Below are 18,740 nucleotides of genomic sequence, written 5' to 3' on the forward strand. Positions count from 1 at the left end.
TGAACGATTCTGTTAGTAACTCAGCTTTAAACATTCGATAATTCCTTGGTTTTAACCGTAGACCCAGAATTTTGCCCTTGAGTAGCATCCTGTTTGTAAAAGTCCAAGTCCAGAGCCGAACCAATGACCTGCCCGTTCGAAGATAGCTCATACCACTGACTTGTGAACAGATGCTGAGCAATCGTTGCATGAGACATCCCACACCGAGATATCCCCTCTGGCTTGTCCTTCAGAGGAATACCTTTGATAGGCTCTTGAGTGCTGGGCATTTGGAATATCTCCCCAGTTCAATCATCTGAACACATGCTAGCAACCCTACTCGGGCATCTTCAGATTTCCCATCAGTACGTCCATAGCCAGCTCCATGTCGCTTTTACCTAGAATGCTGTCGATGGTTTTACCCTTGATGTCGTCTGCAATGTTCAGAATGCCCGTGAGCGCTTGGTCAATTTTATCCACCTGCTGCTCAAGCCTGTTGATATCCTTCAACTGTTGAGGTGTGGGGCTTTCCTGTTTCCAGCGAGAGAACTGCTCCCGATAAACCCACAAGAATTCATGCTGCTCAGAGTAAACGTCAATGACCCTTTGAATGGTGGCATCATCCATCGTATGAGGTTTCTTCTGGGCTTCCAGCATATTGTTGTGCTGGCTTTGCACCTCCTCCAACATGCCATCGACCATCGGAATACACTCGTGCATCACCCTAATGGGTTGCCATTGTGGGGACTCAGATTGCTGTGACATGGTGATGATTTAATCAGAGGGTTGATGACAAATTATCAGATTTTGCGTTGTGTCAAACAGCTTGGTTTGTTAATTTTGTCCCCTTCAGTAAAGCAACCTGCCTAGCAAATCATTCACGGAAGTTTGCCATAGTTCAAAATCATCTGAATCCTTCCACAACTTTTTGAGTTCAGACTTTTCTGAAATGGCTTCGGCAACATATCTCGCTTGAGAAATCATTGTTGCGGGTGGGGCTGGCCGTCCTTCTACCCATACCTCTACCTCCTCTGGGCAATCGTCAGAGGGTTCTCCCATCCATGCAGCCACAACCTCCAACGCTGCAATGGCAACCGCACAATCAGGGGCTTCTGGGGACTCGTCTGCTTGGTCGATGACGGTGTTTAGAGCATCAATGATCGGATTGTCGTCATCTGAATCGGCCAGTTCAGCCATCCAGTCCAATGCGTCGTCATTCTCGAAGCTGCCTGGTCCCCATATGCTCATCGCTTATCCCCTGGTGAGTTCCAGGGACAATTTACCGTGAGGAAAGAGGATAAGCCAAGGGTGCAGGGGTTGGACAGTTATGGGGCAAGACAATAACGAATGATGATTTTTTCGGGCTAGGCACGAAAAACCCCAAAGATTTTAAATGCTGGTTTCACATCTAGAGGTCGCTTCGTCAATTAGGTTTAAAGTCGATTGAAAGGTCCACCGCATTCAAGATCGCTGCCAATGTCTCCAAAGTTGGATTGCCATTGCCTGATAACAATCGATGAAGATGTTGACGTGTGATGTCGGCTGCCGTAGCAATATCCTTGACATTGCCCTTGGCTTCGATCACATTCTTGAGTGCCAGCAAGAACGCCTCTGTATTGCCGTCCTCAAGGGTTTCGTCGAGAGCAATCTTCAGATATCTTGCGGCATAATCGGAATTCGAAAGTCTGATCAGTAGGTCATCTTGATAGCTTTTTACGGGCATCGTCTAAGCTCCTCCTTGTTCATCTTTGTAAGCAGCCCATAGCTTTTGTGCCGTTTTGATATCCTTGTTTTGCTGTTTTTTGGACCCTCCCAAGAGTAAGAGAATGATTTGCCCCTTCATCTTGCCAAAATAGAGTCGGTAGCCTGGACCGAAAAAGAATCGCAATTCATAGATCCCTGCTCCTACCTGCTTGTGATCCCCAAAATTTCCTAACCTCAGCCGATCTAGCCGAACATCAATTCTTGCTTGGGAGTTAGGATCAAGGTTATCAAACCATTCATCAAAAGGGCATTGACCAGCAACCGTGACATATTTTTGAATGTCCCACTGCTGTTGATTCATGCTACCTCCTATTTATGAGTGTCGCATAAATGTGACAGTAATGGACATCTTCAACTTTTAGGTCGCGAATGTATCCCTGATGCTACTACCTCTCAAAATTCCTCGATAGCCTGGTTAAGCGCTAGAGGCAGACCCCAGAAATTCCTAGGATAAGTCCAAGGATAGGGTTGTAGTTTCTGATTACTTTTCTTAGTACTTTCTAAGACGTTGGGTTTCCCCCTCGGCCTATTTCTCCATCTCTAGAAAGAAGATAGTCAACGGCACGTTTAAGTTGTTTTGCTTCTTCACGAGTCTCTAGCATGGCTTCAGATAACACACCCATTTGAGCTTGTAATCCCAGTTGCCCTTCCATGAGACGTTCAAAGGCAGATTGTTGCTTTTCCTGCACTTGGAGAACACTTTCAATGGAACGTTGCTGATTGTCTTGAATATTAACCAAGCGTTCAAGCATTTGTTCAATGCGATCCAGTCGATCCGGTTGGCTAGCAGTCATATTTGAACTCCCTCAACGTCATCAGGTTCCCAGTCAATTTCAACCAAGTCAGCAATTGTTTTCAGTCCAAAGTATTTGCAAAGTTGGGTGACGGTATGGTTATCAATCCGGTCAAAATGTCCGCGATAGATTTTTCCAACCGTAGTCGGACTAAGCCCGGTTCGAGCAGAGAGGGTTTTTTGGTCAATCCCCACCTGTTCCATTAATTCTGGCAATTTAGTAATCACTTTCATAACTCCATCGTACTATCCAACGATAACACGATATCAGTTTCATGTTGACATGATATTAGTATCGTGGTATTATCAGAGCATACCGAAGGAAAAGGAAAGCGCCTTAAGAAAGGCTTCCACCACAACCAAAGACCGGGCGACAGCGACCTTCCCCCAACTGCTAGCAACCACCTGAAGCTGGTGCCGCGACCGTAAGGCGATGCCTTCTAAGGCTAAAAACTAGAGACGATTCAAAAAACTTTCATTGACGAGAGCCGCTGCACTTCCGGCAAGAACTTCAGCGGCTCTCTTGCACACCTACAAAGAGGTATTAGCCAATGCTAAACGATCCGATGACCCAGGCTTGGCAACCCTGGACTGATGCTGAGATGTCTGAGCGAAATAAAGCTGTTTCCGGTAACTGGATTCTAGCCTTTTTCCAAGATGGCTATTCTCACGACACTATTGATTCTGGGGATTCTAAGGATTGCGTACCAGATACCCATCCAGAGGATAACTAGCTCACTCCGTTCTTATTCCGCGCCCTGGTCCTGACTGGGGCGCAGCGGGAGCTGATTAACGATAAATCTGTCACTTAGGCTAGGATCGATTCATGACATCAACGACTAACGATCACAACCCATTTCTAAAAACCGCCACACAGATTGCAACGATAACGCTGGCAGTCCTTGCTGTACTAACCACCTTTGGCGCAGTCCTTGTATTCGTTATCCACTCAGTCATCGCCACGGATGTTGCCCCAAGGTTAGATCGACTTGAGGTTGCAGTGAATGATTTGAATGTCCGGGTTGAGCGCCTAGAGACAGGTCAACAAGACATCATCAAGCTGTTGACCTCTAAAAAGAATCTCTAACCCCATCCTTTTCCCCAATACTTCCAAAATCCCCTGGTAAGTGAACCAGGGGATTTTGCTATACCCTCTCTCCGTCCCTGCAGTTTTTCAAAGGAACCCCCTGGAAAGGAGGTATTTTATTATGCTGCTAAATATTCAACAAATTGCGATCTCTCAAATCACCCAGGACGATGTACACAGACTCTTAGAAGCCAAACCATCTGATGGGAAAGCTCTCGTCTACTCCTCTCACTGCCTAGCTTGTGGGTTGATTGTCCTCATATCTGAAGAAGATGAGTATCGGCAGTCGGATTTCGCGGATTACTCCTCAGCTATGCAACGGGTAATAGAGTGGGCACACCAGCGAGGGGCCTCATATCTAATGCTTTCTGAAGATGGCGAAGAGGTGGACCTTGTTGATACTTCATACAATGCTTCAACCCACTATGATGAGGTCATGGAGGCACAACATGAAACGCATCAAGGTTGAGAGATGGTATTTGGATCAACAGCTCCGCATTAGTCACCCTTCAGGAGTAAATAAGACAGTCATCCGCTATACCCCATCACTTGAGTATGATGATTTACCGTGGTGCAATCGCCGAAAAAGCGAACTAAAGGTCATTGGAACTGAAGATATTGCCAAGCTAGCACTTTATGCAGGTGCATACTCCCGCTTGTGGATTGGCCCTTTGGATGGAATTGTTGCCCCAATGGACATTCAACCAGAAGGATGGACCTATGCCAGCGGAGATCCTTTAGAGCCTTCATGGTGGTGGCAATGGCATCCCTCTGATACGGCGAAGGAATTAATCATGGGGGATCTGTCTGAGCGTAACCCATTAGAGGTGAAGACTTTTAAGCATATGGCACCTATTCAATTGCAGAGAAAAACTGGACCATTGACGGATGTCCAGGCAATAGATGTGATTCGATTACCTGGACTTATAAAAAATGGCGTGCCATTTATCTTTGAGACCGAATTATGAAGAAGCTCACTAACCTACAAAAGGCTTTAGCTAGCAAATCTGGAAAGGTATGCGTGACAATTATCCGAGATGATGTCCTAAAAGTCGTTTTTGGAGCAACTCCTGAGTTAGATATTGTTGATGAGCTACAGACGCTTACTAGAAACGAATGTTTTGAGTTAATTCCCGGATCATCTATTCAATACTGGAACTTTAAAGTATCGAAACCACAAAGCGCCTTTGAAGTGGGCAAGGCTATTGTTCAGGACTTAAAAGAGAAAGGCATTGAAGTTGAAGTTGAAATTGGAACGGGTCGTTTCCAAAACCTAACTTTTTCAACTGTAGATACAGATACTTTTCTCCAGTCCTCAATTGATGACAAAAGGTAGAAGGAAGTACCTAATTATCCCCACTCAATTCACACCTATTAATTGATTTCACACCTATTAATTCCCCTGGCTGATTCGCTGGGGGTTTCGCATATCTGGAGAAAATCCTATGACCGTATCAATCCCACCACTCACCCTCAAAAGCCCAGTCAACCTTGTCAGCCACAGTATCAACCCCGATGATCGCCCCATCCTCGAACAGATCTCAAGAATCGCCCCGAATCTTTCCCAGGACGAACTTGCGGCCCTTAGTATCGCTTCTTTGTATGGAGGCTACGAACCTAGATCTGTGGATGTGGATTTAGCTGTTTGTACTTCTAGTACTTTCGAGCAGTGCATCAACCTAATCCAAGACCTCTCGCAATCTGGCAAGGTCGCCTTAGTGCGAAGTATCACTGAACTGCTAGCAGCATCACACATCACCCCCGATGTTGCTTTGCCAGTCCTGCCCCTAGTCCCACCAACTCATCCTGAGAATGCTTGGTGTGTGCTGTCGATAGAGCAAGCGATTGCCTTTGCCAAGGCTGGACGGATGGACCCATCTATCCTGGTCTGGGGTTTCTCTCAGCAGTCGCTCCAAGTGATTCCCCCTGATCTTCTGGCTGCTGCCAATGAGAGCTTGCCAGGACTCCTAGAATCCCTCACTCTACCCCTTCATCAAGAGGCCACTAATGATGCAAACCCAAGATAGGCCCCAAGCCCCACCCCAACAGCAAGCCCATGTCCGACCCCTCGGATTTGGTGAAAGTCCCAGTGGCCTTGCGATATTCTGCAATCGGGCCAATACCAATACTTGGTATACCCTTAATCAAGCTTCCCAACCGGAAGAACTCCCTTACCCTGCCCTCACGGGTTATCTCCAAAGTATTGAATTTATCAAGACCGAGTACAAAGGAAAACCCAAGACCAAACTCAGGTTTAAGATGATGGCTCATCGTCCCTGTACTCTGGAAGCGGGTTCTGAGTCCACGTTTACGAAGGGATTCTTGAGTGCGATCGCAAGTTTGACACCGGAACATCTCCGCTACCCCATCACCATTGAGGCCGTCCCCGCTGATGAAGAGAAAGTGCTGTTCTGCGCTGTGTGGCTGATGGGTCAGAAGGTCAGAACGCAATGGGACGAGCAAACGAACTGGCGGGAGGTCGCTAGACGAGCCAAGGATAATGTGGCGCAGCTTCAGCGTGAGTGATGAATCCGATCATCGACTGGCAATCCCTGAAGAACCTGACGGAGTATTGCCGGGAGGATATCAAGGGCTTCTGTGAGGATGAGGGGCTTCCGGTTTATCCCGGTCGCCTTCATCCCTTCCAAGCTCTGTTTCTCCGCAATTTGCTGTTGTGCAACTGGTCGGTGCGTGAGGGGTATTTCGCTTATTACTGGCAGGCTCAGCAAGCCTTCGAATTGTTCTGGGCAGAGTTACCGGATGATGTCACCGATTGCCAGTTGGCGGCATCTTGGATGGTCTGGTGTGAGGGGAGCTTGAAATAAAAAACAGCTTCGGTAAGGAGAAGCTGTCGAGATCCACTTTTTTGGTGAAGCGATGGAATTATCTATTCTCACCCTTCTATTAGTGAGGATGCCCAACTTGAGGCGAAGAATGACAAAGCAGTATGGAAAAGGGCGACCTGGAGTATATTAGACCGCCCTCAAATGATTGCTGTTCATACAATCTGAATGAAATTTAACACAGTCTCAGATTCTATGTTTTGGGTTTTAACAAATTAGTCTAACCGAATGAGTAAAAGGGCAATCCATAGTCAGGAAAATTGCCCCGACTAAAGCATAAGATGCTTCTGTTTCATACCTACAAATCTATCACGTTCACCAAGATAATCCTTACTATCTATACATTTCTGCATTTTCATGACTGCTGTATTTATGAAGAATTAGGGCAATTAAAATAGCCTTGATTCCCGCTTTATTTTGGGAAAATCATTATGACAATCACCGTCGTTAATCTTCGCCACAATCGCAATGTCAAGGGCTACCGCTGCGACCGTGCCAGCGTCCTTGGTAATCCCTTTCATATGTTCCATGAATCTGAGCGAATGGCAGTGGTCGCAGCGTTCCGTGAATACCTCCATGAAGTCGCCAACCTGGGAGCCAATCCCGTTGATGTGGTTTCAGGGCTAGCTGAAAAGTACAACGTCCAGGTCTCAGGCATGTGGAAGCGCCCCAATCGTACTCAAGTGATGGCAGAGCTAGCCAAGCTGGAGGCCATGCCAGAAGTGAAGTTGCTCTGCTGGTGCGCTCCCTTGGCCTGCCACGGCGATGTCATTAAGTCCTACCTGGCGTGGAAGCACAAGGAAGCTGGCAGGTAGGTCTGTAGTGAACCAATCGAACAAAGAGGCGACCCACGGTTAGAGAGAATCGCCTCAGCTAAAACCAATAAACATTCTAGGAGAAACGTAACATGTTTACCCGTAATGTGCGGCGGCTCTATCAGCCGTCCGTTAAACAATGCTGCGATTGTCACGAGTATAAAGTGGCAATTGCCTACCAAATCATTCCCCTGCGTCGTACAGGTGGCAACCACATCTGGTGGCTATGCCGGGACTGTGGGGCATCACGAGGAATCTTTCCCACCCCAGAGTTGAGCAGACGGCTAATGCGACTGGAAGAAAAGGAACGCTCTGAGCAACGAGCAAAAGTCGTAACTCTTGCCCCTCGACCTGCCGCTCTCTCATCAGGGGCGTAAGACGTGACCTTCCACGCCGATGTCGGCCTAAGACTCACTTTTGAACATCTGAAAAATCGCATCACTCAAATAGGAGGTAAATCATGCCATGCCTTGAACCATTGACAGCCTCAATCGAGATTTTGGAGTTGCGGGAAGTGGACTGTGATTGGATGGGTGACCTGCTCGGTTACTTTGCTATGGGTCATTATGAGCCAGCCACTTTTGCTCAGGCGGTCAACGCTGAATATGATCCAGACATCCCGGCTGAAGCCCATCAGATCTGCCATGAGTTTTGGGTTGAAGTTTCCTTAGAGCCAGATGAACTGGACTGTAACTGCACTTGCCTTAAGACCTGTAAGGCGGATGTGGATGGTGCATTTGCCGTTACCTATATCGAACTTTAACGGTAACCACAACCCCAATTAGCCAATTGAATATTGGAGGAAAATCCCATGAGCAATTTAGTGTACTCGCCTCAGCATCATCTGGTGTACTTCCTCGGGACGCTCAGAAGACAAAACGGCACCCGTCTCAAGGTGTTCTCAACAGTCTCCAGACAGCACGTTCTGATGATTGCCAAGGACAAATCCGGGGAGTGGAGTAAGAACTTCACCACAGTCAAAATCACAGATTTACGCCCCGCTGTTCGACTCAAGTTGTGTTGTTAGGGGCAGGATCATGAGCGCCACCCAAATGGTCTTGCCCCTCCAGGTGCCCGGTGTTTCGACGCTCCCCGATCTGTCCACCTATGACCGTATCTTGGTTGCGTTCTCTGGTGGTAAGGATTCGATCTGTTGTCTGCTTCGACTACTGGAATTAGGCGTACCCAAGGGCAGGATTGAATTGCATCATCACCTTGTCGATGGTCTAAGCAATACTCCAGTCAATTCCCAAATCTCCACTTTGTTCGATTGGCCTATCACGGAAAGCTACAGCCGAAAGTTTGCCCAAGCCTTCGACCTTCCGATTTACATGAGCTGGCTGGAGGGTGGTCTAGAACGAGAAATGTGCCGCGACAACCAACCCAAGGCACCCACTCACTTCCAGACGCCTGATGGTGAGCAGGTCTCTGGAGGGCAAGGCAAGCCTGGAACTCGTTGCAAGTTTCCTGCCAAAGTTGCGGACCTTAAGACCCGTTGGTGTTCTTCGTATCTGAAGATTGATGTTCTCAGCACCGCCATTGCCAACCAATCTCGGTTCAATCATTCCCGAACTCTGGTGGTTACAGGGGAGCGGGCACAAGAGAGTGCAGCTAGGGCCAAGTATCAGAGTTTTGAGCCTCACCGGACTGATCGGCGGGACAGCCCCAAACTCAGACGGCATATTGACCACTGGCGTCCGGTCCATGCTTATTCTTCAGAGCAAGTTTGGGAAACAATCCAGCGTTGGGGAGTGCAAGCCCATCCTGCCTATTACCTGGGCTGGGGTCGGCTGAGCTGCCAATTCTGTATCTTCGGCTCACCTAACCAGTGGGCTTCCAATGCGGCCATCTCGCCAGAGCGTTCAGAGCGGCTGCACCAGTACGAGCAAGCGTTTCAGCACACCCTCGACAACAAGCTTTCTATACCAGAGATGGCGGCTAGGGGCAAAGTCTATGAGGCCATCCACCAGAACCCTGACCAGCTCCGGTTAGCCCTCAGCCAAGACTATACACTGCCCATCCTCGTTGACCCAGATACCTGGACCCTGCCTGCGGGGGCATTTGGGGAGGATGCAGGACCGACTTAAGGAGATTAGACATGAAATCAGAACACAGCTTTTTGCATCGCATTTTCCAGGCCATCAAGCGAGGTCTTAGCCCCAAAGCCAAGCAACAATGCCGTGCCTGTGGCGAGTGGCACAGACCCTCAAGGCTCGATAGTAAAGGATTCTGCCGGGAATGTAATCGTTTGGGAGCTTAGCCATGAAGAAGAAATCTTACATCACCGTCACTGATCAGTTTTGCGGTTGCGGTGGTTCGAGCAGTGGTGCTTCCCAAGCAGGATGCGAGATCGTCATGGCGATTAACCATTGGGATAAAGCGGTGGAAACCCACAATACCAACTTCCCCGATACTGCCCATGATTGCACAGACATCAGTGCTTGCGACCCTCGCCGCTATCCAAGTACTGACATTTTGATTACCAGCCCTGAGTGTACAAATCATAGTTTAGCTAAAGGGAAAAAGCGCAAGAACTTGGGCCAAATGGACTTGTTCAACCCCCAAACCATTGACCCGGAGGCAGAGAGGTCAAGGGCCACGCTCTGGGATGTCGTCAGATTTTCGGAGGTTCATCAGTACAACTTTGTCGTTGTCGAGAATGTGGTCGAGGTGCGCCACTGGATCTTGTTCGATAGCTGGCTCAATGCCATGCATACCTTGGGGTATGACCATGAGGCGATTTTCTTCAACAGCATGTTTGCTGAAGCACCTCAAAGTAGAGACCGGGTGTACATCGTCTTCTGGAGGAGAAACAACCCCAAACCTAACCTCAGCTTTACCCCGCTGGCCCACTGCTCCCAATGCGGTGAAGTCGAGGCTATTCAGTCCTGGAAAAACCCATTTAAGAAGTGGGGGCGCTACGGCAAGCGCAATCAATATGTATACCGCTGTCCCAGTTGTGCTCAGGTGGTGGAGCCATACTTTACCCCAGCCTATACCGTGATTGATTGGAGTTATCCCAGTACAAAGGTGGGGGATCGTAAAAGGCCCCTGAAGTCAGCGACCCTGGAAAGAATTCGTAAAGGACTGCAGAAGTTCTGCTCTCCAGTGTTGGTGGAAACAGCTTACGGCAAAGACACGAGTAATCGGGTTCGGAGTGTGGATGGAATTCTACCCACCCAGACGGCCCGCCAAACAATGGCCTTGGCAACACCGTTTATTGTGCGGAACTACACCGGGGCGCAGGCTGCTAGCATCCGTGACCCACTGCCCACAATCACCACAGTTGACCATAATTCGCTGGTGCAACCGTTTCTGACCAGTTATTACAGTGGCTCAGCTCAGGTCTGTGGGATGGATGCTGCCATTCCCACTATTACTGCTGCGGATCGTCATGCTCTGGTGCAACCGGATCATTCCATCTCTGTTGAAGATTGCTATTTCCGTATGCTTCAGCCCCATGAAATCCAGGCAGCAATGGCTTTCGCTCAAGATTACAAAGTTTTGGGAAATAAACGAGAGAGGGTCAAGCAGCTTGGTAATGCTGTCACCCCACCAGTAATGCAGATGATTCTGACTCGTTGCCTTGATTCCCTGTCATCCCCACATTTTTGAAACCACTAATCATTTCAGAATCCAGCGAGATTCTGAAAACTCAGGAGGCAGTTATGAATAGCTACATCTTTCTCTGGTGGCTGCTCTGGCAGTCCCTCTACTTCGGCATGTTTCTTTATTTCTTCCTTAGTGATGCCTTAAGGAGTCACCCATGATTCACGTACTTAATTTGGGGCTTGGCGTTGACTCAACGGCAATTTTGCTTTCCTGGATTTACGAACCCAAAAGCCGACCATTTAATAGCTTTGACGAACTGCTGCTGATAACCGCTCAGACAGGCAACGAACATCAATCCACCAAGAGTCTGGTCGAGACTCACATCTTGCCATTACTGCGACAGCGCCAGATCCGCTTTGTCCAGGTCGCCAAGGCGGGCCATTCTAAACGAGATGGCTACACCGTCTTGAGCGACACTCGAAACCCCCAGATTTGCCATATCGAAGGCGATTACACTCTCGGCCATTCCCTGAGAATTGCAGGCACAAGCCAACCTGTGAGTGGTGCCCATACTTGCGCGATGAAGTTCAAAGGTGTCGTTATCGATAGCTGGATAACCGATCATCTCTCTGGTGAGGCCATCGGTCCTTACCTGGGCTATTGCAAAGGAGAAGAGAAGCGCTCAACTAAATGTGCTGAGTATCCATGCATGGGTTCAGAATATCGATTCCCTTTGCAGGAATGGGGCTGGGACAGGGAGACTTGCATCAACTATATCCGCGAGAAAACTGGGGCTGATTGGCTCAAGTCAGCCTGTGTGTTCTGTCCCTTCTGCAAGCCAGAACAGGCAGGCCAGCGCTGGGAAGCTGAACCAGAAGCGGGCCTGTATGCCCTGGTCTTGGAAGCTGCGGCGCTTGCTCTCAACCCTCGGATGAAGCTGTTTGCCAGTCGCTCTGCCTGGGAGGTTGCCCCCCAGTCCGTCAGAGAGTTGGCCGTGAATCACCTGGACTCAATTGATTGGGCTGTTTACCGAGTCGAGCGCATTTATCAAGGCAAGCAGATCAGTAGGCGAGTCATGAGAGTGTCTAAGCCGATGCCTCGCCGTGCAGCCGATGAGCAGGTCAGTGTGATTGCCAAGCAACACGGCTGTGCTTGCGATACCTCAGACCCGACCTATATCAGAGCTTACGAGTATCACAGAAAGCCCAACGAGTCCCTGACCTGTGAAGGGTTCTGGGTTGCGGCCCCTGGCTTTATCCAGAACAAGGTGCATCGACCGAATTACTTTGAGCAGACCTGGCAAGAGGCAACCGGGAAGGTCAAGCAGCTCTCGCTAGTTTGAATTACTTTGACCAGACAGAGAGCGGTCGTCTGTGAGTGCTGCCACTCTCCCCATGACAACCTTATTCATCATTGGAATCACCCATGAAAACCATGTATGCACCGACCGACAAGCGTGGGCAGCAGAAGCTTGCTATCACGCTCAACCTTGTTCCGAACACTCCACCCCTTCCCGTGGGTGCCTTCTCCCTGATTGTGGCTGATCCGCCGTGGTTATATCACCTGAGAGAAAGTGAAAAAAAGCACCGAGGGCGATGTCCTTATCCAGCCATGACCGACGAGGAAATTTTGGCGATGCCCGTGAGTTCGATTGCCGCTCCAGATTCATATTTGTTGTTGTGGACGACAAACAACCATCTGCCAGTGGCGTTCAGAGTTATGGAGGCATGGGGATTTGAGTACAAAGCCATACATACGTGGGTGAAGACGACATTAGACAGGTCCAAGATTAGATTCGGTGTAGGACATTACGGTCGAAATGCAACTGAACACGTTCTTATAGGCCGCAAAGGAAAGGCTAAAACCTTTATGGCACTGGGATTGACTAATATTCCCACCGCATTCCAGGCTCCCCTTGGTCAGCACTCTCAAAAGCCAGAAGAGTTCTACCAGATGGCGGATCGGCTAGGTGATGCTCTCGGCGGGCAGCGGATTGAGTTGTTTGCCCGGTGTCCTCGTCCTGGCTGGGAGAGTTGGGGTGCGGAGGTGGAGGCATGAAAATCATCACGCTCTGGCAACCTTGGGCAACCTTCATTGCTCTGAACTTCAAGCAATTTGAGACTCGCTCTTGGGGCACTGGCTACCGGGGCAAGCTGGCAATCCATGCGGCCAAACGGCATATCGACCCGGATGGGAAGTATGCAGCAAGCCAGGTGTATGAACTGACCAATGGCAAATTGGCTCTCAAGCGACGGGATTATCCACTGGGCTGCATCGTGGCGATTGCGGATCTAGTGGATTGTCTCCAAATGGACTCAAGTCTGATCAGCAGACAAACCGAACTGGAGTTGGCCGTGGGCAATTGGCAACCGGGACGCTTTGCTTGGCAGCTAGAGAACATCGTTGCTCTGAGTGTACCCATTCCCTATCGAGGGTCTCAGGGACTCCGGGATGTTCGGCCCGATGTACTGAAAATTTTGATGGAGTTAACCAATGGAGAATAGCAAAATTGAGTGGACCCACCACACGTTCAATTCTTGGATCGGCTGCGCCCACAACAGTCCCGGCTGTGCGAATTGCTATGCCGAAACCCTAATGGACACACGATACCATCGCGTAAAGTGGGGCAAAAATGGAACCAGATCACGCACCTCTGAATCTTACTGGAAGCAACCTCATAAATGGAATCGCAAGGCTGCTGAGCGAGGGGTTCTTGAAACCGTTTTCTGTGCGTCCCTGGCCGATGTGTTCGAGGACCGGGATGATCTGATTGATTGGCGGTTGGACCTGTTTGATGGTGTTATCGACAAAACCCCAAACCTGATCTGGTTGCTACTGACCAAGCGGGTGGATGTCGCGGCTAAGTTTCTCCAGTTCAGGCGAGTACCGCCCAATGTCTGGCTGGGCCATAGCATCTGCACCCAGCGTGAATGCGATGTCGTCATTCCCAAGCTGGCGAAGTTGCGGAAGTATATTGGCGGTGCCTTTCTGAGTTGCGAACCCCTGCTCGAACCCTTGGACCTGGGTGCCCTTCCCGCGAATTGGATTATTGCCGGGGGTGAGTCTGGTCCTGGGGCACGGCCTTGTGATGTGGACTGGATTCGCTCCATCCGGGACCAGTGTAAATCAGCAGAAATTCCCGTGTTTATCAAGCAGATCGGTAGTAAACCCGTGGGGGTTCCCAAGCTCCGTTCAGCGAAGGGTGGGGATACCGAGGAATGGCCCAAGGATCTTCGGGTGAGAGAGTTTCCTGAGTTCGGGTGAGGGAGGTGATTGTGGATGAAGAGTGACGAAATCGAAGGGTGGCGAGTAGGTCTGAAGTCTGAGACTCAAGTCGGCATTGAATCTCAGACTTTGGAAATCTCTGGGCCGGGAAATTTGAAAATCGAAATCCAACGCTTCAAGTCTGTAGAGGTTACCATTGAAGGCTTTGTGAATCTGGAAATGGCCCCAACCAAGTTTTTTGAGTTGTCCTGTAAGTGTTACGACTCGGTGAATAAATGCAAGGTCAGCCTCGATTATTATTTCACCGGAGAACCAGAAGCGTATCTGATCGTGGGATGCGCTCATTGGGTGATACCCATACCCTTTGCACAGCAACTCGTGCATGTTTTCTTGCTGGGCTAGGTATTGACCAATGCTCTGTTATACATTCAACACAATTGACAAAACATGCCCATTTTGTCAGCACAGGAGACGAAAAAATCCTGTTCTCAATCTCGTGTTCTATCTCAGCTATCATCAAAGTACGCGCGTCCAACCTTTCAACACAGCCAATTGAGGGAAGCACACAAATCCTAAACCCCTAAGCTTTGTAACACGTTCGCCACTAGCATCCACTGCCTCTTCGTCCCCATTGCCTACTTAATTTTTAACGAATTGGATGGATTCAGGTCTATATCTAGAATAAAGAAAGATATTCGATTGTAATCCGCGCTAACACTGATATTTTCTACTAAAAATCTCTTAAATTTCAGTGATTCTTCGGTTTAATTTGTATTACATCGGTAGCTACAGTAGATGTATTGAGCTGTCATACCCCCCACGCCAGCTCAGTTTAAGTCCCCGAAATGGCAACTTGCACCGAAAGGGTAAGACGCAGATTAGCAGACCTAAAGTCCAAGCATTACGGGGTATGGATGCTGCTAGTGTCGAAGGGACTTTCTTTATTTCTCAACAATGCCCTCTACCACTGTGTAGAGGGCATTGTTGTTGTGGTAAATTTTTCGTGAGAGCTGCATCAAATCCCCAACACTAATTGAACCTGCCGCGCTTCCTTCGTCCCCTCCGGTAATGGCTCTGGCTTCTTGGACTTCGCGGGACAGTACTTCTGATATCCACAGTGGTTGCAGTGCCCACCAACTTCCGGTTTCCACTCATCATCTGCTCTGAGTCTTACTGCTATATCCCCGATCAACTCCCGGACCTGCTGGTGATGGTCAGGGGTCACATCCAACGAAACTTTCTGCCCCTGCCGTAGATAAATCAGACTCAGGGTTTCAAGAGCTTCTGGGTAGATCTGCTCCAGAATCAAAAAGTACAATCCCAGCTGTAGATCTATTCCATCAGATGGGCCAATCGTCTTGCTGGTCTTATAATCAATCAGCTCCAGACCCTTATCGGTATAGTCTAAGCGGTCATAACGGCCTGTGATGGAAAACTCGATATTGTTCACCTGGAAGCTGGCCTTGATCTTCCCCTCGACGCCAAGCGGTTTACGGATCTGGGGTAGTGGGGCAACGTATTTCTCGTAATAGAGCCGCAAGGCCATCCACCCTTCATGAATCTGAGCAGGTTTCAGCTCTCCAGTATGTGCCTGCCAGCAAACGGCGAACCAGTCGAGGGAAGGGAGGGGGTAATCGTAATTCCAGTCTTTGTAGATATCTGCGAGAGTTTTGTGAAGGGCAATCCCAAAGGCAGGCGAACCGAAGGCAGAGGGTGAAGAGAGTCCCCGCTCATATCTGAAGTTGTAGGCTTTGGGGCATTGCTGGTAGGTGATGAGTTTAGTGGCTGAGAGGGGATAAGCCATCGATTTGCACTGGGGGTATATTTCAATCGTAGTTCAAGACGCTCTGACACCCTTTAGCGATGACTGATTAGTGGATGGTCTCATTAACTTCAATATTGTGATTTCTGATGAATTACCAAGTGCTTGAAAATAGGTGAATCTCAATGGATTCTGTTGATACTTCAGTTGAGAAATTTCTCAACTGAGACTATGCGAGATAACCCCGACACCTTCACGAGAGAATTGTTAGTATACGTAGAATATAGGTTTTAGCGGTCATAGCTCAATGTTCAGTTTGAACTTGAACATGGCTCTGAAGAAAAGCAATTATATCTCTATTGAGAATATATCTTAATTTAGATTTAACCTCAACGTTGAGATTTTTGAGTAAGGGCCAGCTCTCAGGACGCACCAATGCCACAAACACAGATTTCACCAGCACTCTCCTCTTTCCATTGGTCGCAGTTACTTGAAGAGGTTTATCAAGGACGACAAACCTATGATTACAAGAGGGGTTTCAACATCGTTTTGCATTCCTACGATATTTGGATCGTGTGTCGAGGAATCGTTCAACTACATACATCGGATGGTGAGGGGAATGAAGCAATCTTGGGATTGGCTTGTCCAGAAATGCCCTTTGGTTTGCCCTTGACTCAAGTTTATCCCTATACAGCGACTGCGTTAACGGATGTCGTACTCATGCGTATCAGTCAGCAAGAGTTGGAGCAGTCGCCTGTTCTGGCACAAGGCATTCAAGTTCAATTGAATCGACGACTCCAGCAAACTGAGGCTTTATTAGCTCTAAATCTTCATCGTCGTGTGAGCGAACGCTTTCAGGAATTACTGTTATTGCTGGCAAGGGAAATAGGGGAACAGGTCCCAAATGGCTGTCGGATTGGTGCTCGATTAACTCATCAACAAATTGCAGGTCTGATAGGGGCTACTCGTGTTACGGCTACTCGCATCCTTGGTGAACTGCGAAAGGAAGGATGGCTATCGGTCGATAAAACTCGCCATATCATCCTCCACGAATCTTCTGTTGTGGATCTCCAGTAATGCTTAGCATCTGCACACTAATCATTAGCTCTGCCTAGTATCCTCCCTCCATCGATCAGGAACTCTAATCCCCCCATCCTTGTAGCACCAAGCTATCCACGCTACCCTAGTGGCTAGGCAGTGGGGTATTCCCACCCAAAGTTTTTCTCCAAATCCACCTCACTACGGCTCAAAATCGAGCCTGATTTTTCCCGAGGGTATATTCCCCAAGAGGCAAAGACCACCTTTGCATTTTCTCAATATCAACATGGCCGACTCGGTTGCACTTGCCAGTCGTGCCCTATCCACTATTCATTCTTAAAGGACAAAAATTATGAAGCTCATCACTTCTGTCAAGATCCAACAAGCCGACCACACCGAAGTCATCGACAGTGCCGCTACCCAAGTGGGTCAAGCTGCAAATAAAGCCTTCCTGTTCGTCATTCGCAAGGAGATCCAGGGCTGGAAAAACTTCACTGCTCTCTGCTCCTGGGGCCTATCCAAAGTGAGCCAGAAGCACGGCCCCATCTTTGAGGAGGTCAAGGAACGTACTGTGGCGGTCTACCGCAAGGGCTGTCAGCAAGAGACGGCATTCGTCCAAGCGCTAATCAAAACTCAGCTCACGGATCGAATTGATGCCCACTGGGAACTCCATGATAAGGCTATCGATTGGTTCAAGGCCCAGACTCAGGCATTCCTAGCCGACAGTCCGGTTAAGGAGGCTTCTGAAGTCGAGGCTGAGGATCTGGCTCCTGACATTTCGGCTGATCTGGGGGAGGCTGAACCTATGGCTGAGGATGAGGAGACCATCTTGGATGAGTCCCCGGTCCTAGATCCACCTGTTGATCCTGACCCACTGGATGATGAGTTGGCCGTACCTCAAGACCCGACTCCTGCTGTGGCTAGTGGTGGGAGTAAGCGTCGGACTGGGAGCAAGCGAGTGACCCTAGCTGATGTGATGAAGCAAGAAGCTGCTAAATCCTAGGCAGACCATAGACCTGGCCTCCGGGATTTCTGGAGGCTGGGGGCAAAATATGGGGTTTGTGGGGCAATGGAACAATAAACAACGTTAAGGCTATAACCTAGACTGGGTATGGCTTTCAAACGTCAATTTTTACCTATTCACTGCCTCTTGAATCGCTGAAACACTTACTGGAAGTGAGTTTGAAGAAATTCAAGTTTTGGAGTCTACCGTTAACATTACATTATTTCCTTAAAAGCCATACTGTGCAACTGATTCAGCATTTCATTGCTTTTCAGAAGTTGCAGTGGAGTAATCGGCATACGCATCTTTTTGAGTAGATTTCACTCTAAAAACCCCCAATGTGATCATGAAACTGATCGGACGATTACATGCTAATCAACTGAAACCTATGCCCTAAAATGATTTTGGCTTATTTGAGGGTAAATTGAATATTGCTGAAAAAGTTGATTTTCCTGTAAGCCTTTCTTAGAGTGGAATTCAGCGATTTCTTGAGAAAATTCTTGGCTTCGATCACAGGTCTAAATGCAGTGCCTGTATAGCTTTCAAGCTTAACGTTGTTTATTGTTCCATTGCCCCACAAACCCCGATTCAGGGAACGATCAACAATAACCAAATCTCCTGAGAAGATTCCACAGCCTACCATTGAATCACCATCAACCCGCATCAAAAACGTGGCCGCTGGGTGGGGTATCAAAGCCTCATCCAAGTTCAGAGATTTTTGCAAATGATCATCTATCAAATGTCAACCTAACTTGGCGGGTGGCGTCAACCTAACTTGACGGATTGACACTAAATTTCAACCCGAGGATACAGCGCTTACTCAACTTATTAGGAATGCGATATCTTAGCCATCAGGCATGATGACTCGTATGCATTGCT

At 48.6% G+C, this 18,740-nt stretch carries 31 protein-coding genes and 1 riboswitch; of the genes, 22 read left to right on the forward strand and 9 right to left on the reverse strand.

Annotated features, from left to right (window positions below; genetic code table 11):
* Positions 1–26 precede the first annotated feature (26 nt).
* The 7 genes from ON05_RS33455 to ON05_RS33485 all read right to left on the reverse strand — a co-directional run bounded on the left by ON05_RS33455 (position 27) and on the right by ON05_RS33485 (position 2,770).
* Positions 27–269: a hypothetical protein gene (locus ON05_RS33455; protein ID WP_010478856.1), complete on the reverse strand. Its 243-nt coding sequence runs from the start codon at positions 267–269 to the stop codon at positions 27–29.
* Positions 270–315: 46 nt separating this feature from the next.
* Entirely contained in the window at positions 316–744 is a 429-nt protein-coding gene (locus ON05_RS33460) for a hypothetical protein (RefSeq protein ID WP_029315552.1), read from the reverse strand.
* Positions 745–828: 84 nt separating this feature from the next.
* A complete protein-coding gene (locus tag ON05_RS33465; RefSeq protein WP_010478852.1) occupies positions 829–1,227 on the reverse strand; it encodes a DUF4259 domain-containing protein in 399 nt (132 codons plus the stop codon).
* Between the two features lie 175 nt (positions 1,228–1,402).
* Positions 1,403–1,702 carry a DNA-binding protein gene (locus ON05_RS33470; RefSeq protein WP_010478850.1) on the reverse strand — a complete coding sequence of 100 codons (300 nt, stop codon included), beginning with the start codon at positions 1,700–1,702 and terminating at the stop codon, positions 1,403–1,405.
* A gap of 3 nt (positions 1,703–1,705) precedes the next feature.
* Positions 1,706–2,044 (reverse strand): type II toxin-antitoxin system RelE/ParE family toxin, encoded by a 339-nt coding sequence (locus ON05_RS33475; protein ID WP_010478848.1) that lies wholly within the window; start codon positions 2,042–2,044, stop codon positions 1,706–1,708.
* Positions 2,045–2,243: 199 nt separating this feature from the next.
* Positions 2,244–2,537 (reverse strand): hypothetical protein, encoded by a 294-nt coding sequence (locus ON05_RS33480; protein ID WP_010478846.1) that lies wholly within the window; start codon positions 2,535–2,537, stop codon positions 2,244–2,246.
* The gene (locus ON05_RS33485; RefSeq protein WP_010478845.1) at positions 2,534–2,770 is read right to left on the reverse strand and encodes a helix-turn-helix transcriptional regulator; all 237 of its coding nucleotides are present in this window, start codon (positions 2,768–2,770) and stop codon (positions 2,534–2,536) included. The genes ON05_RS33480 and ON05_RS33485 overlap by 4 nt, the downstream gene beginning before the upstream one ends.
* A gap of 317 nt (positions 2,771–3,087) precedes the next feature.
* Between ON05_RS33485 and ON05_RS33490 the strand changes: the two genes are divergently transcribed.
* From ON05_RS33490 to ON05_RS33585, 20 genes are all read left to right on the forward strand, one after another.
* A complete protein-coding gene (locus tag ON05_RS33490) occupies positions 3,088–3,270 on the forward strand; it encodes a hypothetical protein (RefSeq protein ID WP_010478842.1) in 183 nt (60 codons plus the stop codon).
* A 92-nt stretch (positions 3,271–3,362) separates the two neighbouring features.
* Complete coding sequence (locus tag ON05_RS33495; protein ID WP_010478841.1) at positions 3,363–3,623, forward strand: hypothetical protein; 261 nt, start codon at positions 3,363–3,365, stop codon at positions 3,621–3,623.
* A gap of 121 nt (positions 3,624–3,744) precedes the next feature.
* A complete protein-coding gene (locus ON05_RS33500; protein WP_010478838.1) occupies positions 3,745–4,092 on the forward strand; it encodes a hypothetical protein in 348 nt (115 codons plus the stop codon).
* Positions 4,073–4,591 (forward strand): hypothetical protein, encoded by a 519-nt coding sequence (locus ON05_RS33505; RefSeq protein ID WP_010478836.1) that lies wholly within the window; start codon positions 4,073–4,075, stop codon positions 4,589–4,591. The genes ON05_RS33500 and ON05_RS33505 overlap by 20 nt, the downstream gene beginning before the upstream one ends.
* A complete protein-coding gene (locus tag ON05_RS33510; protein ID WP_010478833.1) occupies positions 4,588–4,959 on the forward strand; it encodes a hypothetical protein in 372 nt (123 codons plus the stop codon). Before ON05_RS33505 ends, ON05_RS33510 begins: the two co-directional genes overlap by 4 nt.
* A gap of 109 nt (positions 4,960–5,068) precedes the next feature.
* A complete protein-coding gene (locus ON05_RS33515; protein ID WP_010478831.1) occupies positions 5,069–5,650 on the forward strand; it encodes a hypothetical protein in 582 nt (193 codons plus the stop codon).
* Positions 5,634–6,149 (forward strand): hypothetical protein, encoded by a 516-nt coding sequence (locus tag ON05_RS33520; RefSeq protein WP_010478829.1) that lies wholly within the window; start codon positions 5,634–5,636, stop codon positions 6,147–6,149. The genes ON05_RS33515 and ON05_RS33520 overlap by 17 nt, the downstream gene beginning before the upstream one ends.
* A complete protein-coding gene (locus ON05_RS33525) occupies positions 6,149–6,448 on the forward strand; it encodes a hypothetical protein (protein WP_010478827.1) in 300 nt (99 codons plus the stop codon). The genes ON05_RS33520 and ON05_RS33525 overlap by 1 nt, the downstream gene beginning before the upstream one ends.
* Before the next feature lie 449 nt (positions 6,449–6,897).
* Positions 6,898–7,281, forward strand: a complete 384-nt coding sequence (locus tag ON05_RS33530) for a DUF4326 domain-containing protein (RefSeq protein ID WP_010478825.1) — start codon at positions 6,898–6,900, stop codon at positions 7,279–7,281.
* Positions 7,282–7,373: 92 nt separating this feature from the next.
* Positions 7,374–7,658, forward strand: a complete 285-nt coding sequence (locus tag ON05_RS33535; RefSeq protein WP_010478822.1) for a hypothetical protein — start codon at positions 7,374–7,376, stop codon at positions 7,656–7,658.
* Positions 7,659–7,741: 83 nt separating this feature from the next.
* A complete protein-coding gene (locus ON05_RS33540) occupies positions 7,742–8,044 on the forward strand; it encodes a hypothetical protein (RefSeq protein ID WP_010478820.1) in 303 nt (100 codons plus the stop codon).
* 48 nt (positions 8,045–8,092) lie between these two features.
* On the forward strand, positions 8,093–8,308 hold the full coding sequence (locus ON05_RS33545) for a hypothetical protein (RefSeq protein ID WP_175307273.1): 216 nt from the start codon (positions 8,093–8,095) through the stop codon (positions 8,306–8,308).
* Positions 8,309–8,318: 10 nt separating this feature from the next.
* A complete protein-coding gene (locus tag ON05_RS33550) occupies positions 8,319–9,368 on the forward strand; it encodes a phosphoadenosine phosphosulfate reductase family protein (RefSeq protein ID WP_010478818.1) in 1,050 nt (349 codons plus the stop codon).
* 11 nt (positions 9,369–9,379) lie between these two features.
* Positions 9,380–9,541, forward strand: a complete 162-nt coding sequence (locus ON05_RS33555; RefSeq protein WP_175307272.1) for a hypothetical protein — start codon at positions 9,380–9,382, stop codon at positions 9,539–9,541.
* Between the two features lie 2 nt (positions 9,542–9,543).
* Positions 9,544–10,896, forward strand: a complete 1,353-nt coding sequence (dcm, locus tag ON05_RS33560; RefSeq protein ID WP_010478816.1) for a DNA (cytosine-5-)-methyltransferase — start codon at positions 9,544–9,546, stop codon at positions 10,894–10,896.
* A gap of 151 nt (positions 10,897–11,047) precedes the next feature.
* Positions 11,048–12,175: a hypothetical protein gene (locus ON05_RS33565; protein WP_010478814.1), complete on the forward strand. Its 1,128-nt coding sequence runs from the start codon at positions 11,048–11,050 to the stop codon at positions 12,173–12,175.
* Between the two features lie 83 nt (positions 12,176–12,258).
* Complete coding sequence (locus ON05_RS33570; protein WP_010478812.1) at positions 12,259–12,891, forward strand: MT-A70 family methyltransferase; 633 nt, start codon at positions 12,259–12,261, stop codon at positions 12,889–12,891.
* A complete protein-coding gene (locus ON05_RS33575; RefSeq protein ID WP_010478811.1) occupies positions 12,888–13,337 on the forward strand; it encodes an ASCH domain-containing protein in 450 nt (149 codons plus the stop codon). Before ON05_RS33570 ends, ON05_RS33575 begins: the two co-directional genes overlap by 4 nt.
* Complete coding sequence (locus ON05_RS33580) at positions 13,327–14,097, forward strand: DUF5131 family protein (protein WP_010478808.1); 771 nt, start codon at positions 13,327–13,329, stop codon at positions 14,095–14,097. The genes ON05_RS33575 and ON05_RS33580 overlap by 11 nt, the downstream gene beginning before the upstream one ends.
* 15 nt (positions 14,098–14,112) lie before the next feature.
* Positions 14,113–14,460, forward strand: coding sequence for a hypothetical protein (locus tag ON05_RS33585; RefSeq protein ID WP_010478807.1), 348 nt, complete (start codon positions 14,113–14,115; stop codon positions 14,458–14,460).
* Between the two features lie 435 nt (positions 14,461–14,895).
* Positions 14,896–14,989: riboswitch (cyclic di-GMP riboswitch) on the forward strand.
* A gap of 84 nt (positions 14,990–15,073) precedes the next feature.
* On the opposite strand, the gene ON05_RS33590 is transcribed toward ON05_RS33585, so the two are convergent.
* Positions 15,074–15,862, reverse strand: a complete 789-nt coding sequence (locus ON05_RS33590; RefSeq protein WP_010478805.1) for a PD-(D/E)XK nuclease family protein — start codon at positions 15,860–15,862, stop codon at positions 15,074–15,076.
* 393 nt (positions 15,863–16,255) lie between these two features.
* Between ON05_RS33590 and ON05_RS33595 the strand changes: the two genes are divergently transcribed.
* Positions 16,256–16,897: a Crp/Fnr family transcriptional regulator gene (locus ON05_RS33595; RefSeq protein WP_010478803.1), complete on the forward strand. Its 642-nt coding sequence runs from the start codon at positions 16,256–16,258 to the stop codon at positions 16,895–16,897.
* A 313-nt stretch (positions 16,898–17,210) separates the two neighbouring features.
* Positions 17,211–17,861 (forward strand): hypothetical protein, encoded by a 651-nt coding sequence (locus ON05_RS33600; RefSeq protein ID WP_010478800.1) that lies wholly within the window; start codon positions 17,211–17,213, stop codon positions 17,859–17,861.
* A gap of 409 nt (positions 17,862–18,270) precedes the next feature.
* Here ON05_RS33600 and ON05_RS38880 read toward each other — a convergent pair whose 3' ends face one another.
* Entirely contained in the window at positions 18,271–18,600 is a 330-nt protein-coding gene (locus tag ON05_RS38880; RefSeq protein ID WP_050857527.1) for a S24 family peptidase, read from the reverse strand.
* Positions 18,601–18,740 lie beyond the last annotated feature (140 nt).

It is taken from the genome of Acaryochloris sp. CCMEE 5410, from assembly GCF_000238775.2.
Lineage (GTDB): Bacteria > Cyanobacteriota > Cyanobacteriia > Thermosynechococcales > Thermosynechococcaceae > Acaryochloris.